This window comes from Allochromatium palmeri (genome assembly GCF_009720725.1).
Lineage (GTDB): Bacteria > Pseudomonadota > Gammaproteobacteria > Chromatiales > Chromatiaceae > Thermochromatium > Thermochromatium palmeri.
This window is the reverse complement of sequence record NZ_WNKT01000003.1, coordinates 15,440-31,418: the sequence shown is the minus strand read 5'-3', so window position 1 is coordinate 31,418 and position 15,979 is coordinate 15,440. Positions and strand designations below refer to the sequence as shown.

The 15,979-nt window shown below is 63.4% G+C and carries 11 protein-coding genes; 9 read left to right on the top strand and 2 right to left on the bottom strand.

All coding sequences use genetic code 11. The features are described from left to right. Window positions 1-4: 4 nt before the first annotated feature. The 9 genes from GJ668_RS02355 to GJ668_RS02315 all read left to right on the top strand — a co-directional run bounded on the left by GJ668_RS02355 (window position 5) and on the right by GJ668_RS02315 (window position 14,123). Complete coding sequence (locus GJ668_RS02355) at window positions 5-280, top strand: hypothetical protein (protein ID WP_155448515.1); 276 nt, start codon at window positions 5-7, stop codon at window positions 278-280. Next, on the top strand, window positions 277-696 hold the full coding sequence (locus GJ668_RS02350; RefSeq protein ID WP_155448514.1) for a type II toxin-antitoxin system VapC family toxin: 420 nt from the start codon (window positions 277-279) through the stop codon (window positions 694-696). Before GJ668_RS02355 ends, GJ668_RS02350 begins: the two co-directional genes overlap by 4 nt. Continuing rightward, window positions 697-2,802, top strand: a complete 2,106-nt coding sequence (gene pbpC / locus GJ668_RS02345) for a penicillin-binding protein 1C (protein WP_186342833.1) — start codon at window positions 697-699, stop codon at window positions 2,800-2,802. It begins immediately after the preceding gene. A 213-nt stretch (window positions 2,803-3,015) separates the two neighbouring features. Continuing rightward, entirely contained in the window at window positions 3,016-8,244 is a 5,229-nt protein-coding gene (locus tag GJ668_RS02340; protein ID WP_186342832.1) for an AAA family ATPase, read from the top strand. Then, on the top strand, window positions 8,241-8,969 hold the full coding sequence (locus GJ668_RS02335) for a response regulator transcription factor (RefSeq protein WP_155448512.1): 729 nt from the start codon (window positions 8,241-8,243) through the stop codon (window positions 8,967-8,969). The genes GJ668_RS02340 and GJ668_RS02335 overlap by 4 nt, the downstream gene beginning before the upstream one ends. 261 nt (window positions 8,970-9,230) lie before the next feature. Next, entirely contained in the window at window positions 9,231-9,839 is a 609-nt protein-coding gene (locus tag GJ668_RS02330; protein ID WP_155448511.1) for a diguanylate cyclase domain-containing protein, read from the top strand. Window positions 9,840-10,088: 249 nt separating this feature from the next. Next, entirely contained in the window at window positions 10,089-12,044 is a 1,956-nt protein-coding gene (locus tag GJ668_RS02325; RefSeq protein ID WP_246194597.1) for a TonB-dependent receptor plug domain-containing protein, read from the top strand. Next, window positions 12,017-12,646, top strand: coding sequence for a hypothetical protein (locus GJ668_RS02320; RefSeq protein WP_343032164.1), 630 nt, complete (start codon window positions 12,017-12,019; stop codon window positions 12,644-12,646). Before GJ668_RS02325 ends, GJ668_RS02320 begins: the two co-directional genes overlap by 28 nt. Beyond that, on the top strand, window positions 12,633-14,123 hold the full coding sequence (locus GJ668_RS02315) for a GGDEF domain-containing protein (protein ID WP_155448509.1): 1,491 nt from the start codon (window positions 12,633-12,635) through the stop codon (window positions 14,121-14,123). The genes GJ668_RS02320 and GJ668_RS02315 overlap by 14 nt, the downstream gene beginning before the upstream one ends. Here the strand turns inward: GJ668_RS02315 and rho are convergent. Both rho and trxA read right to left on the bottom strand, forming a co-directional pair. Continuing rightward, the gene (gene rho / locus GJ668_RS02310; RefSeq protein ID WP_155448508.1) at window positions 14,120-15,376 is read right to left on the bottom strand and encodes a transcription termination factor Rho; all 1,257 of its coding nucleotides are present in this window, start codon (window positions 15,374-15,376) and stop codon (window positions 14,120-14,122) included. The genes GJ668_RS02315 and rho overlap by 4 nt on opposite strands. A 198-nt stretch (window positions 15,377-15,574) precedes the next feature. Continuing rightward, window positions 15,575-15,901, bottom strand: a complete 327-nt coding sequence (trxA, locus tag GJ668_RS02305) for a thioredoxin TrxA (protein ID WP_186342831.1) — start codon at window positions 15,899-15,901, stop codon at window positions 15,575-15,577. Between the last annotated feature and the right edge of the window lie 78 nt (window positions 15,902-15,979).

The window sequence follows — 15,979 nt, the reverse complement described above, 5'->3', positions numbered from 1 at the left end:
CAAAATGTATATCGAGGCCAAACTGGACGAGATTCACGGGCAACGTCTCATGGACATTCAGCGACGTTTGCAAAAGCCGTTACCGGAAGTGCTGGCGGCACTCATTGATCTGGGACAGGAGCTATTTCCGGAGCCGGACGAGGACGCGGAAGAACCCTCTCCGCTGTATGCGGCATTGGAAGACATTGGCTTTGTCGGCTGTATCGAGGCGGAGGTCTCGCTTGCGAAAAACTATAAAACGCAGCTTGATTTTTCGGGCAAGCATGGAGAACAGCCTTGATCATCGTCGATACCGGTGCCTGGGTCGGCTTGGCAAATCGGCGTGACCAATACCATCCAGCATGCCGGACCTTCTTCAAGCGCAATCGCGAGTCCCTGATCACCACTTGCCAGGTTCTGGTCGAGACCACGCATCTGCTGTTCAATCGAATTGGCGTCCCGATGACACTCGCGTGGCTGGAAACGATCACGGCTCAAGGCGTCACGATTTTTGATCCGGAACCAACAGCTTACCCGGATATGCTACGGCGGATGCGTCAATATGCCGATCTACCGATGGATTTAGCCGATGCTTCGCTTCTGATCCTGGCCGAACACCTGGGACATGGACGCATTGTTTCCACCGATCAGCGTGATTTTCACGCCTATCGCTGGAAGAATCATCATCCGTTCATCAATTTGTTGCCATTGTCATAATTGCGGCTTCAGTTCCTGAAGATCTTTCCAGTTTCGATCCTGCTCATCGCCCTGGCCATCGGTGCCGGGGTCGGCGCCTGGCTGTGGTTCGACGACTGGATCGACACCGCCCCGCTGCCTGAGATCGAACTCGCCACCTCGCCCGAGATCCTCGATCGCGAGGGGCGGCTGCTGCGTGCCTTTGCCGTGGCCGACGGGCGCTGGCGGCTGCCGGTCACGCTCGATGCAGTCGATCCGCGCTATCTCGCCCGGCTCCAGGCCATCGAGGACCGGCGCTTTCGCGACCACGCCGGGGTCGATCCGCTGGCGCTCGTGCGCGCGGCCTGGCAATGGCTCAGACACGGGCGCATCGTCTCCGGCGGCTCGACGATCACCATGCAACTGGCGCGACTGCTCGACGGGCGCTCGACCCGTGATCTGGCGGGCAAACTGCATCAGATGCGTCTGGCGTTAGCACTGGAGCGACGGCTCGACAAGGACAGCATCCTCAGCGCCTATCTCAATCTGACGCCCCAGGGCGGCAACCTCGAAGGCGTGCGCGCCGGGGCGCTCGCCTGGTTCGGCCATGAACCGCACCGGCTGACCGCGGCGGAATCGGCACTGCTGATCGCGCTTCCCCAGGCTCCCGAAGCGCGCCGCCCCGACCGCGACCCCGAGACCCTGCGCCGCGCGCGCGAGGCCATCCTTCAGCGTCTCCACGCCGCCGGTCTGATCGACGCCATCGAGCTGGCCGGCGCCCTGCGCGAGCCGGTACCGAGCGCGCGCCGTCCCTTTCCCATGCTCGCCGCCCATCTGGCCTGGCGCCAGCATCGCGCCCACCCCGAACGCCCCGTCCAGCGCCTGACCCTCGATGCGCGACTCCAGGAGCGCCTGGAGACACTGGCCGCTGAGCGCGCCCGCGCCTTGGGCGAACGGGTCTCGCTCGCCATCCTGGTCGCCGATCACACCACCGGCGAGGTCTGGGCGTCGGTCGGCTCACCCGATCCGCTCGACGAAGCGCGCCGGGGCCATGTCGACATGACCCGCGCCATCCGCTCGCCCGGCTCGACGCTCAAACCGCTGATCTATGGTCTGGCCTTCGAGGACGGTATCGCCCATCCCGAGAGTCTGATCGAGGATCGCCCAACCGGATTCGCCGGCTATGCCCCGACCAACTTCGACCGCGAATTCCAGGGCACGGTCTCGGTGCGCCGCGCCCTGCAAGCCTCACTCAATATTCCAGCGGTCAAGCTGCTGGACGCCGTGGGACCGGCGCGTCTGGTGGCCCGTCTGCGTCGCGCCGGGGTCGAGCCGGCGCTGCCGGAACTCTCCGCGCCCGGTCTGGCCATCGGTCTGGGCGGTGTGGGCGTGACGCTCACCGATCTGGTCCGGCTCTATGCCGCCATCGCGCGCGGTGGTTCGCGGGTCGTGCTGCGCGAATCGCTCGAACGCGACGCAACGGGCCTTGATCCCGCTCACACACCGCGCACCCAGACGGCACGCCCGGTGCTGGACGCACGCGCGGCCTGGCTGGTCGGTTCAATACTCGCCGGGGTGCCGGCCCCGGATCGTGCCACGGCCGAGCGGATCGCCTTCAAGACCGGCACCTCCTACGGCTATCGCGATGCCTGGGCCATCGGTTTCGATGGACGCTGGGTGGTGGGCGTCTGGACCGGTCGGGCGGACGGGGCACCTGTACCCGGTCTGGCCGGGATCGATGCGGCCGCGCCGGTCTTGATCGACGTCTTCGCCCAACTCGGTCCGCGCGTCCCCTTGCATGCGCCTCCGCCCGGCCTCCACATGACCAGCAACGCCAATCTACCGGCATCGCTGCGCCGAGTACCAAACAGTGGTCGATCAACGGCAAGCGGCTCGGGATTGGAGATCGCCTACCCGCCACCAGCGGCGCGCATCGAGCTGGGACTTGGTTCCGCCAAGGCCGCCCCGCTGGTCCTCAAGGTCCGTGGCGGCACGCCGCCCTTTACCTGGTTTGCCGATGGTGCTCCGATCGGACAGGAACCCTTTTCGCGGACTTCACGCTGGACGCCAAGTGGGCCGGGTTATGTGACTCTGGTCGTTGTGGACGGGCAGGGCGCGTCGGCGCGCACGCGTGTTCGGCTCGATTGATCGGCTGACAGCGAGGCGCGTATCGAACACTGAACGTTGCGGCACGAACGAGGCTCAGAGGGATTCGACGAACAATATCCGCGTATCGAGAAAATCTATAAACTCAGCGGATGCGATAGTTGTCAGCGTATGTTTTTAGCCAATCAGCGCATATTCTCAGAGATAGGCGCTGACGGCGCATAAAAATCAGTCACTTCCACAGAGATGACGCCCATGTCTGAACAGAGCGCCACACCCCCAACGACGGATTTTTCAGGTCCGATGCCCCGCAACCGTGTGCCCTCAGACACGGAGCGGTGGGTGCTGGAGCGCGTGCAGGGCCTCAGCGGCTGTCCACGTCTGTGGTTCCAGGAGGGAGCCACGGGCGGCTGGCGGGTGGATGATCCTGACGCATCGGCTCTGGATGGCTCCGATCTGTTGGGGCAGGTCGATCTCGGTCGCTTTCTGGCCATCGCCGAATCGCTGGCGCGTCTTGTGGGCGCCATCCACGAGCGCGGGGTCATCCATCAGGCACTCGAACCCGCCTGCATCCGCGTTCATCCTGAAGACGGGCGCGTCTGGATCCTGGATTTCTCACACGCCACCACCTTCGTCGAAAGGCCGCTGGAGTTCACCAGCCCGAGCCGACTGGCGGGCCATCCCGCCTATCGCTCACCCGAGCAGAGCGGGCGCATGAACCGGCCGGTCGACTATCGAACTGATCTCTATTCGCTGGGCCTGGTGCTCTATGCCCTGGCCACGGGTACACCGCCCTTCGAGGAAGCGGATCCGCTCGCACTCATGCACGCCCATCTCGCGCGCGATCCACAGCCACCCCACGAGCGCGCCCCCTGGCTGCCTCACCTACTCTCACGCCTTATCCTGATCCTGCTGGCCAAGGAACCCGACGATCGCTATCAGAGCGCGATGGGGTTGGCCCATGACCTACAGCGACTACGCCAAGCCGTTGCCCGGCAGGAACCACTGGCGGCTATCCGGCTGCGCACCCGCGATCCGCGCCTGTCGCCGCGTCCGCCGCGTCGTCTCCACGGGCGCGACCAGGAATTGACCACCCTGATGGAGCAGGTTCGCGCCGTCACCGAGGGGCAGACGCGCGCGCTCTTCGTGGCCGGCTATTCGGGTGTCGGCAAAACCGCGCTCATCCAGGAGATCATTCGGCCCGTCACCCTGAGCCGAGGGCTGTTCGTCCATGGCAAGAGCGAGCAATTCCAGAGCGGTCGGCCTTTCCTGGCCCCCGCGCGCGCCCTGGGCCGTCTCTGCGAGCAGCTACTGGCTGAACCGGACACCCGGCGCGACGCCTGGCGCCGGCGTATCCTCACGGGCGTTGGGCCGGACGTGGCCGCCCTGTTCGATGTCATCCCCGAGCTGGCGACCCTGCTGGGCGAGCAAGCGCCCGCGCCGCCACTCGATCCCATCGAAACCCAGCGGCGGCGTCGTGCCCTGCTGGTGGCGCTGGTGCGCCAGATCGCCTCGGCTGAACAGCCGCTGGTGCTCTTTCTCGACGACCTGCAATGGGCCGACCCGCCCTCGCTGGAGTTCATTGGCGCACTCCTGGACGCCGAGGCGATTGGCGGGCTGCTGTTGATCGGCGCCTACCGCGACAACGAGGTCGAGGCGATCCATCCGCTCAGCGCCCTGCTGCACCGTGCGAGCCGCCTGGCGACACCACCGTCTGTGCTGACCTTGGAGAGCCTGACGCTGGAGGATCTGGCGGCGGTGATCGCCGAGATATTGCGCCAGCCGGTCCAGGCGGTGCATCCGCTGGCTGTTCAGCTTCAGGGCAAGACCGGGGGCAATCCATTCTTCCTGGTTGAGCTGATTAACGGACTCTATCGGCGCGGCCTCTTGTGGCTCGACCCCGAGGATGGGCGCTGGCACTGGAACGAGGCCGAGCTGCTGACCCATCCGGTCAGCGCCAATCTGCTCGAACTGCTCAGTGCCGAACTCCGCGCGCTGGAATCCTGGACGATCGAGACCCTGGTCGCGGCCGCCGCCTTGGGCAACGACTTCGGTTTGGGACGTCTGGCGCTCGCCACCGGCCAGTCGGCCGAGACGCTCGCCCGCGCCCTGATGCCGGCCATCGAGCGCGGTATTCTGGTCACGGCCGACGCCCGCGCCTTGCAAGCCGGTCGACCGAACGTTGTGCTGCGCTTCTGCCATGACCGCATGCAGCAGGCGGCCTATCAGTTCCGCGACCCGGAGGCGCGGGCCGCGTTGCACCTGAACATGGCGCGACGTTTCATCCACAGCGGGACGGTCCGGGCGCATCGCTTGAGCGCCGCCGAGCATTATGCGGTGGCCGTGGCGCTGATCCGAGACCCTGCCGAGCGGGACCAAGCGCGTCGACTGTTCCTCCAGGCGGCCTATCAGGCGATCGATGCCGGCGCGCTGGCAACGGGCGAGCGCTTCCTGCGCCTGGCGCTCGATCTGCTGGACGCCGATGACCACCAGCATGATCCCGAGTTGGCCTTCGTCCTGAACGCCGAACTCCATCAGGTGCTCTACAGTCAGGGCCACTCCGACGCGGCCGATGCGGTCTATCAGCGACTCAGTGAACAGGCCGACGCACCGCTGCAACTGGTCGATCCCACCTGTATCCAGATCGCCAGCCTATCGCAGCGCGTCCGGCACGAGGAGGCCGTCATGCTCGGCTGTTCACTGCTGGAGCGGCTCGGGGTGCAGGTTCCCCTGGCTGATCTCGATCAGAGTTTCCAGAAATTCCTCGCCACTTTGTCAAAAGTTTGCCAGTTGCAAGCGCTTTACTATGGGGTAAATTGCTATGTGCCCAAGCACTTGGAGATCCGTTCCGAGAGCATTATTGAACACGATTTGTCGTTATTTTGCGGGCATCTGGCGGCGGGCGCCTTGGAGCGTTTGCCCAAGTGCCAGAAGCAGGTCGACCCGGCGCGCGCGAGCATCGCCAAACTTATGAACCGAATGGTCTACGCCGTCAACTCCACCGGCCACTTTTTGCTCTCTCCCTGGTTGCTGCTGCGGCTCGGTCGGCTGTGGATTGAAGACGGCTATTGCGAAGCCAGCCTTTTCCCACTGGTGGCCCTCGGTATCACGATCATCAGTTTCCGTGGCGATTATACCCAGGCCGAACAGTTGTCGCGTACGGCGCTGATGGTGGGCGCGTCGCGCGAGGACAGCCGCGAGACGGCACGCAGCCGCTTCGTTTACGCTAACTGCATCGCGCACTGGCACCACCCACTTGAGCAGACGCTTCCCGAAACGCGCGCGGCCTTCGAGGCGCTGATGCGCGCCGCCGACCTGGAATTCGCCGCCCTGACCTTCTATGCCACGCAGTCGGCCATCCTCGACAGCGGCACCCAACTCGACGATCTGGACGCCGAGAACACGATGGCTCTGGATTTTGCGCGCCGGATCGGTGGTCGGCACGTCGAGCAGACCTATCTGCCCGTGCGCCAGTTGGTGCGGGCGTTGAAGGGGCAGACTCGGTCGCCCGGAGAGTTCGGCGACGCCGAGTTCGATGAGACGACTTACCAGGCGGCGGCGGCTGGCGATCCCATGGCGCTCGCCTATTTCCATCTCTATCGCGCCCTGACAGCCTGTCTGTTCCAGGACGAGGCGACACTGGCCCGCCATGCCGAGATAGCCGGGACGCTCTATATACCTATTGCCTGCCATTACGCCACGGCACTCCTCAATCTGCTGCTCTCGCTGACGCTGATCCAGGGACTCGCGAACGCCAGCGAGAGCGAGCGCGCGGAGCGTCTGGAGCTATTGAGCATCAGTCAGGGGTGGCTCGCAGCCCGCGCCAAGGAGGCCCCGGTGAACTTCGGTCATCTGCATGACCTGATCGAGGCCGAGCGTCTCGCCGCGTTGGGTGATCCCTGGTCGGCACTCCAGGTGTTCGAACGGGCGATGCGGAACGCTCAGGCCCACCAACGACTCTGGCACCAGGCGTTCATCACTGAGCGCGCCGGGCTCTGTCACATGCGCTATGGGCTGGAGCACACCGGGCGCGCGCTGCTGATCCGTGCCCACCAGCTCTACTTCCAGTGGGGCGCGACGGGTAAGGCCCAAGCGATGCGGCGCCTCTGGCCCTTCATCAACGCCAGCCAGGCGATCACCCCATCTTGGCTGGAGCCGGGAAACCTGGATCAGACGGCGCTTCTGCGCACCACGGAGCTGTTGTCCACCGAGACCTCGGGTGTTGGATTGGTCACACGGGTGATGGAGCTGGTCGCGCAATTGACCGGGGCGACCGACGTGCGGTTTCTGGCCCTGGATGAGGAGGGGCACTGGTTCCTGGAAGGTGGGTTGTCGAACGGGGAGCCAATCGGGCGCTGGCCGCTGGCTGCCGCCGTGGATCAGCGACTCGTCTCGTCCAGCGTGTTGCGCTTAGGGAGCCAGACTCAGAAGCCGGTGGTCTCCGACGATGCTGTGCTCGACAGCCGCTTCGCCGCCGATCCGTATTTCACCGACCTGCCGCTGTGCGCGCTCCTGGGGCTGCCGGTGATGGTTCAAGGGCGGGTGAGCGCCTTCCTGATGCTGGAGAATCGGCGCTTGCGCGCGGTCTTTGCCGCCGAGCGCGTGGTTGAACTGTTGGGTGGCGTTGGCGATGACGTCCCCTTGCTCCAGAGTCTGCGTCTGGCCGCGTTTGGTGGTCTGATCGCGCTGCATTCGGTAGTCGACGCGCGCAACCAGGCCTTGCACGACGCCCACCGCACGGCGCTCGACCAGGTGCAACAGGCGTTGGAGATGGCGGCGTGCGAGCGCGAGATTCGCGATCAGCAGAGTCGCTTCATCGACCTCGTCACCCACGAATATCGCACCCCGCTGGCCATCCTCAAGACCAATCTCGACATCCTGACGCTGACCCAGGACCCGAATCATTGGCGCCATAGCCTGCGCAACATGGATCTCGCCATCCAACGGCTGGCCGAGGTCTTCGACGGCTCCTTGCGCCGCGATAACTGGGGCGAGCATCGACGCCTCCATCTCGAACCGCTCGAACTGGTGGCGTGGCTGGATTCGTGTCTCGACGCCATCCGCGCCAGTTGGCCCGATCCAGCCCCGCGTATCGACTGGGGCGCCGAAGGAACCGCGACCATCCTCGCCGATCCAGCACTCCTCAAGACGGTTGTGATCAATCTGCTCGACAATGCACGCAAGTACGGCCAGCCCGAGCAACCGATCCAGGTCACCCTGACGCGCGGCGAGCAGCACGCCCGCCTTGTCGTCGGCAACCACTGCACGGCCAGTCCGCAGCTCGAAGGCGCCGCCTTGCTGAAAAAATCAGTGCGTGGAGCCAACAGCCAGGGCCGATCCGGACTCGGCATGGGACTGTATCTGGTCAACAAGCTGGTCGAAAATCAGGAGGGTCAGGTCGAGGTGCGGCTCGACCAACCGGATTACTTCGAGATTCGTCTAAGCTTTGCCATCGCCGAGTCGGAAGCCGAGGTCGTTTCATGAGCCAGCACACGCGGGTGCTATTGGTCGAGGACGATGCCATGCTGCGCGCCAGCCTGGAGAGCTATCTCGGACTCGTCGGGTATAGTGTCACTGCCGTGGGCGACAGTCTTGCCTATTACCGCTGTCTGAGCGAAGGCGACTTCGCCGTGGCCGTGATCGACTTGGGTCTACCCGACCAGTCGGGCAAGATCCTGGTCGACTACACCCGTCACAACACCACCAGTTCCATCATCGTCATCACCGCGCGCGATACGCTCGAAACACGCGTCGACTGCTATCAGACCGGCGCGGATCTCTTTCTCGGCAAACCGTTTGATGGGCGCGAGTTGGCCGCCGCCATCGCCAGTCTGGCCAGTCGACGCGAACAGATCTCAGACAGGCTGTCCTCGAATCAGGCCGATGCATCGGCCTGGCGGCTGCTCATTCGTCAGCATCGGCTCCAACGGCCCGATGGTCAGCTGCTGGAACTCACACCCAAGGAGTGTCAGTTGCTCGAACTTCTGGCCAGGGGCGATGGCGACCCTGTGCCACGGTCCACACTGCTCACCGAACTCTATGGGCGTGTGGACGAGAGCGCCGCACGCGCCCTCGAGACGCTGGTGCGCCGCACCCGTCAGAAGATTGCCAACCATCATCCCGGCCCCAGTCCCATCCTGACCCAGCATGGTCTGGGCTATGCCCTCGTCGTGCCCTGTTTGCTCGATCGATCCCGACAGGACGCTTGAAACGCCGACCTGATCCACAGCGGCTCTTTTCCGGTTGACCGACATCCCGCCATGTGAACCACACAGGCGCCAGGGATAACAAACACGGTTTGGCAGAACATCCAGTCCTCCTTCCCTGAGATGACGGTCGTCATTCTGTGGGTATGCTGTCAGATCCTGTCAGATTTAGTCGCATTTCACAGGTTGAAGGCATGGGTCATTGCAGCGTGAAATCAAGACGTAAGGTGATCTCCACGCAAAGAATTGACCCTGGTTAAGCCAATGTTCGAATCCATGCCCCTGCATACGTTCTTCATTCTGCCTGAAAACCAGTCAAAGCCGACGGGTTTCCCCAAACGTATGCCACGAATGCAGCCGACGGTTCGCATGGCGGCCCCCACGACGGGCTCCAGAACCGAATCGGCCTCGGATAGGCCCCGACTGGAAACGGCCGTTGCCGTGCATTGTCATGAACGCACGCCATTCGCCTTGCTCCGGCTGAGGTGCGTGATAACCGATGACGACAGCACTCGCCCGCCGGAGCCGTCCTGGCCGCAGGTACTGACCGCGCGACTGAAGGATGGAATCCGCCGTTACGACACGGTGCTGTGGGAGGGTGGTGAATGCTTCGCCGTGATCCTCAAAACGGTCGATGCGTCGCACACGGCGTCTCTGATCGCCGATCGGATTCGGCACCGGTTGAACCCTCCGCTGTTAGTGGAAGGGCATTCAGTCAAGCTCGATGTGAGGATTGGCCAAGCGGTCTATCCACAGGATGGCCGCGAGGCGCGTCTGCTGATCCAGAAGGCCGAGTGCGCGCTGTCTGAGCCGACGTCAACTGTCTCGGCCGTTGTGTCGTCCGCTGATGTCCAAAAAACAGCCTATTCGTAGGATGCATTGAGCGTGCGGGCCGTATCGTTCACTGCTTTTTATCAATTCTTTAAATTGTTTTTTATCGTTGTTTTGGGCGTCTGTTTCAGTCCTTAATCGGACGAACGGTATCTGTGAAATTGCCATGAGGTGTATAAACTCACATGGAATCGGCCCACTGATCGTTAGAAATTTCACATTATGATTGCAAATGAACGCCCATTCGCGCCCATTTGCCGCCTATCAACTGTTGTAGCGCTGTCAGCACTCATGCAAAGCGTGTCCGTTGCGGATGCGGCCGAGCGCGAGGATCTGCTGGACGTGCTGGAGGGGGCAACCGAACTGGCGACGAAGAGCGGCATGAACGCTAACTTCGTTCCCGGCATGGTCACCATCCTCAACGGCGACGACCTCCTGCAGCGGGGCGCGCGCACGGTCTGGGAGTCGCTGGCCCTGGTGCCCGGACTGAGTCTGGGGCTGGAGATGACCGGCGAGCGCCAGGTGCTCAGCCGTGGTGTCGGGCATGGCTATGCCTCGGGCAACATCAAGATCATGCTCGATGGCGTCTCCATGAACTCCTCGCTGTTTGCAACCGCCAACAGCGTGCTCAACATCCCGATCGAACAGGTCGAGCGCATCGAAGTCATCCGTGGTCCCGGCTCCTCGGTGCATGGCGAGTATGCCTATGCCGGTGTCGTCAACGTCATCACCCGCACAGGCGAGCGCCAGCTCCGTCTCCAGGCCAGCGAGGACGGCGGATCGGGCCTGGGCGGCATCTGGTATTGGGACGATCCGGAACGCGACCTGAGCCTGTCGCTGAATCTGACCGGACTCGAGAGCAATGATGCCGGCGTGCGGGTGAACGAGGATGCGCTGGCCGCGCTCGGTGAGTCGTATCTCTCCAACGCCCCCGGCCATTCCAACGAGGCCCAGCGTTACAAGGCCGCCTTCACCAATCTCCAGTGGCGCGGCCTCTTTCTCGATCTCAAGCTGATCGAGAACAGCTACGGCGACTATTTCGGCGTTAATCACTTCCTGCCCCCCGCCGACAACAATCTGGCCTCGCTTCAGCACACCGTCTTGGCCCAGCTCGGTTATGACCCGCGTCTGTCCGCAACGCTCAGCGCCAGGCTGCGACTGGAGTTCCTGCGTCAGGAGCGCGACCGTGACCAGCTCTATGTCTTCCCGGCCAGCTATCTGGCCGACGAGCCGATCTATATGGACCAGGACTATCAGGAGACGCGCCATCGTGGCTTAGCGGATATCTTCTGGCGTCCGAATCCCGACCATACGGCGCTGTTCGGCCTGGAACTCAGCCGGATCAGCATCGATCAGGCCAAGTGGGAGTGGACCAATCTCCCGTTCGAGATCTCCTCGACCTGGCTCGACACCGACCACGACCGCACCATCCTCGGTCTGGTCGTGCAGGATGAATACCGCGCCAGCGATCAGCTCACCCTAACCGCCACCCTGCGCTACGACGATTACAGTGACGCCGGTTCCCTGCTCAGCCCGCGCGCGGCGGCCGTATGGCGGATCGACGACGCCAATGTGCTGAAATTTCAGTACGCGCGCGCCTTCCGTCCGCCGACCTTCTACGAACTCGAATATGCCGCCCAGGTCGACCTGGACGCCAGCGAGATCGATACCTTCGAACTCGGCTATATCCTGACCAAGCCGAACTGGGAAGCGCGTGCGACAGCCTTCCACTCGGATCTGACCAACCCCGTGCTGTTCGACGAAATCACCGAGGATGGGTATGTCAACGCCGAGGATGTCCGGTTGCGCGGTGTCGAACTCGAATACATTCAGCGACTCGGCTCGCAGCTCAAGATCGACGCCAATCTGTCCTATGTCGATGCGGTGCGGCCCGGCAGCGACACGGCCCTGCCGGGCGGTGCGCGCTGGCTGGGCAATCTGGGCCTGCTGTGGCGTCCACATGAGCGCTGGCTGGCCGCGCTGCAACTGCACTATGTCGGCAAGCGTCATCGCCTTGATGAGGCCGTGTATTCGGATCTGGACGATTCGACCACGCTCGATCTCACGCTCAATTATCAGACGCTGGCCAAGGGGATGTCGCTGCATGCCGGCGTGAAGAATCTGGGTAACACGCGTGTGTACTATCCGCAGATCCTTACCAGCTTCGGCGGGGTCGATCTGATCTATCCAGACGGCTATCCCAGGGCGGGACGTCGCTGGTGGCTGTCCGTGAGCTACGCTTTCTGAGCCGGCACTCGCCGATGAACGCCGCCGACACCCGCCCACTGCTGCTGGGATTGCTGCTGGGATTCATGCCGCTGCTCGTCCTGCACAGCGCGCCCGGCGAGGGCCAGACACTCTGGCGCGAGGACGAGCAGCGGGTGCGCGTCGGACTCAAGCTGTTCCCGGCCTGTGTCGGCGCGCTCGAAGCGATCGAGACCTGGCTGACGCCCAGGGGTTCGCTGCTGGTGCTGGTGGTCTACACCGGATCGAGCGCCAGCACGCGCCCAGTGGTCGCGAATCTGGAGTCGGTGGAGCGGATTCGCGACTATCCACTGGAGATACGCGCCGTGTCAGCGGCTGAACTCGACGCCTATTCCGGTCCGAGACCGGTCGGTGTCTTCGTCTCCAGTGTCGATCTGCCGCCACGACAGCAGCGCCTCTGGTCCGAGCGCTATCGCACGCTCGTCTTCTCGCCCTTCGCCGGTGCGGTCGAGGGCGGGGCCGTTGCGGGCATTTATGTCGCTGATCGTGTTCTACCCTTTGTCAGCCCGACGCAGGCGCGTCGGGCCGGGATTCGCTTCAAACCCTTCTTTCTCGATGTGGCGCGCCTCCATGATGGTCATTAAACGCCTGCACCAGATCGCGCGCTATCTGTCGTCACGGTTGGAGGGCTATCTGGCGCTGATCTTCGGCCTGCTCGGCGTGATGTTGATGCTGGTGGTCGCCGCGCACTGGTTTCTGGTGCTGGAGCCGACGCTGCGCGCCGAGGCCGAGAGTCGGGCGGCCGTCCTGGCCCAATCGCAGGTCCAGGGTCTGGAACGTGTGCTCGGTGAGTACCAGGATCCGGAGCACTTGCAGCGTGAACTGGTGTCGGCGCTGGGATCGATCCTGCTCTTCAAAGACGGATCGACGCAGGAGCACTTCATCCAGCGCATCAGTCTGATGTTCGACTATGATCTGTTCCGTGTCCCGCCGGGCAGTCTGGATCTGGATCTTGGTACCACGGCCTGTGATCGCTGTTTCGTGTCGCGCATTCCGCTTTATCATCCCCAGGATCGCCTGCTCATCGGCGTGGCGACCTGTTATTCCAGCCCCCGTTTCCTGCGCGATCTGACCGGCGATCTGGGCCGCACCCTGCTGTGGGTGGCCGGATTGATCCTGCTGTCGATCGGCTATGCCTGGTTTCAGGCTCAGCGTTTCCTGCGTCGCTTGCGCGAGAGCGAGCACAACCTGCGTGCGGTCTTCGAGGCCGCGCCCTTCCCGATGCTGCTCCAGGCCGATGATGAGCCGTTCCCGCGCCGTGCCAACGCGGCGGCCAAGCGTTATCTGGATCTGCATGAAACGGTCGAGGGTTGCCTCGACAGCGAGGCCTGGCGCGCGCTAGCCGGCCTGACGCTCCCGACCCAGGCCGGCGAGACGCATGAGGTCAATTTCGATGGATTGACGCATGACCGGACACACTGGGCGTTGGCCTCTTCGGTGCCGCTGCGCTTTTCGGGGAGAACGAGCCGGCTCATCGGTCTGGCCGATGTCAGCGAGCTGAAAACGGTCCAGGAGGAATTGCGCACGGCTTCCTTCACCGATACGCTGACCGGACTCTACAATCGGCGCTATCTCTATCAGCGCCTCAATCATGAGATCGAACTGGCCGATCGCTACCATCACACACTCTCGGCCATCCTCTTTGATCTGGATTTCTTCAAGCGCATCAATGACACCTTCGGTCACAATGTGGGCGACGACGTGCTGGTCTGTGTCGGCGGCGTGCTCCAATCCTGTGTCCGCGAGGTCGACGTGGCCGGGCGCCATGGCGGCGAGGAATTTCTGGTGATCCTGCCGCATGCCGACCTGGCCGAAGCCACCGAGGTCGCCGAGCGCATCCGCGACGCGGTCGCCAGCATCGAGTGGTCGATGCCCGGTCTGGAACTGACGATCAGCGGCGGCGTGGCTCAGCATTGCGGCGAGAGCCTCGACGCCTTTGTCGATGTTGCCGATCGTCGGCTCTATATGGCCAAGGAGTCCGGGCGCAACCAGATTATTGCCATGCCACGGGGCGGCGCCTCCGAGGGCCGGGACGTCCCAACGGCTGAGCCGACGGCTTAGCCCTTCATCGACGAGAAGAACTCATCGTTGGTCTTGGTCGCCTTGAGCTTGTCGTGCAGGAATTCCATCGCGGCCAGCTCGTCCATCGGGTGCAGGATCTTGCGCAGAATCCACATCTTCTGCAGCTCAGCGGCGCCCATCAGCAGCTCCTCGCGCCGGGTGCCCGAGCGGTTGATGTTGATGGAGGGGAAAATGCGCCGCTCGGCGATCCGGCGGTCCATGTGGATCTCCATGTTGCCGGTGCCCTTGAACTCCTCGTAGATCACATCGTCCATGCGCGAGCCGGTGTCCACCAGCGCCGTGGCGAGGATGGTCAGCGAACCGCCTTCCTCGACATTGCGCGCCGCGCCGAAGAAGCGCTTGGGCCGTTGCAGGGCGTTGGCGTCGACACCGCCGGTGAGCACCTTGCCGGAGGAGGGTACGACCGTGTTATAGGCGCGCGCCAGGCGTGTGATCGAATCGAGCAGGATGACCACATCGCGCTTGTGCTCGACCAGACGCTTAGCCTTCTCGATCACCATCTCAGCGACCTGAACGTGACGGGTGGCCGGCTCGTCGAAGGTCGAGGAGATGACCTCGCCGCGCACCGAGCGCGCCATTTCGGTCACTTCCTCGGGACGCTCGTCGATGAGCAGCACGATCAGATAGCAGTCGGGATGATTGTGACCGATGGACTGGGCGATGTTCTGCAACATCATGGTCTTACCGGCCTTCGGCGGCGAGACGATGAGTCCGCGCTGACCCCGGCCGATAGGCGCGACCAGATCGATGGTGCGGGCGGTAATGTCCTCGGTGCTGCCGTTGCCGATCTCCAGCGTCAGACGCTTCTGGGCGAACAGCGGCGTGAAGTTCTCGAACAGGATCTTCGACTTGGCGTTTTCGGGACGGTCGAAGTTGATGTCGTTGACCTTGAGCAGCGCGAAATAGCGCTCGCCGTCCTTGGGCGGGCGGATCTTGCCCGAGATGGTGTCGCCGGTGCGCAGCGCAAAGCGCCGGATCTGGCTCGGCGAGACATAGATGTCATCCGGGCCGGCCAGATAGGAGGCATCGGCCGAGCGCAGAAAACCGAACCCGTCCGAGAGGATCTCGAGCACGCCATCGCCGCAGATATCCTCGCCCTTCTTGGCCTGGGCCTTGAGGATCGCGAAGATCAGATCCTGCTTGCGCGAGCGGCCGACACCTTCGATGTCCATGGATTGCGCCAGGGCGACCAGATTGGGCACCGGCATCTTCTTGAGTTCAGTTAGATTCATCACGGTTGTTCGTTGGGGCAGAGGTCGTGGCTGGCGGGCCGCGCCTCCCTGTGGAAGCGATGTCACTGGGGAGTGCGGCGGGTGGGCGGCGTGCCGGCCGGAGAGAAGGCGTCCGGATGGACGCCCAGGGTGGATTCGATTTCGGGTGAGTGTCCTCTGTGGCGCGGGGCCGCGCCAGGGTTCCGTTGAGTGCGAGGCTCAGAGATTGCTGTCGATGAAGGCCGTCAACTGGGACTTGGAGACAGCGCCGACCTTGGTGGCCTCGACCTCGCCGCCGCGGAAGAGCATCAGGGTCGGGATGCCGCGGATGCCGTAGCGAGGCGGGGTGTTGGGGTTTTCATCGATATTGAGCTTGGCGATCTTGACGCGCCCGGTATATTCACCGGCGATCTCGTCGAGCACGGGAGCAATCATCTTGCAGGGTCCGCACCAGTCAGCCCAGTAGTCGACCAGCACTGGATCGGGGGATTTCAGAACCTCTTCTTCGAAAGAGTCATCGGTCACATGGACGATGCTATCGCTCACTGAAGTCGTCTCCCATTAATATTTATTTGATTTTATGGATTGGTGAAGGGCGTGAAGGCTCGCCGGAGCGGCGTCGCG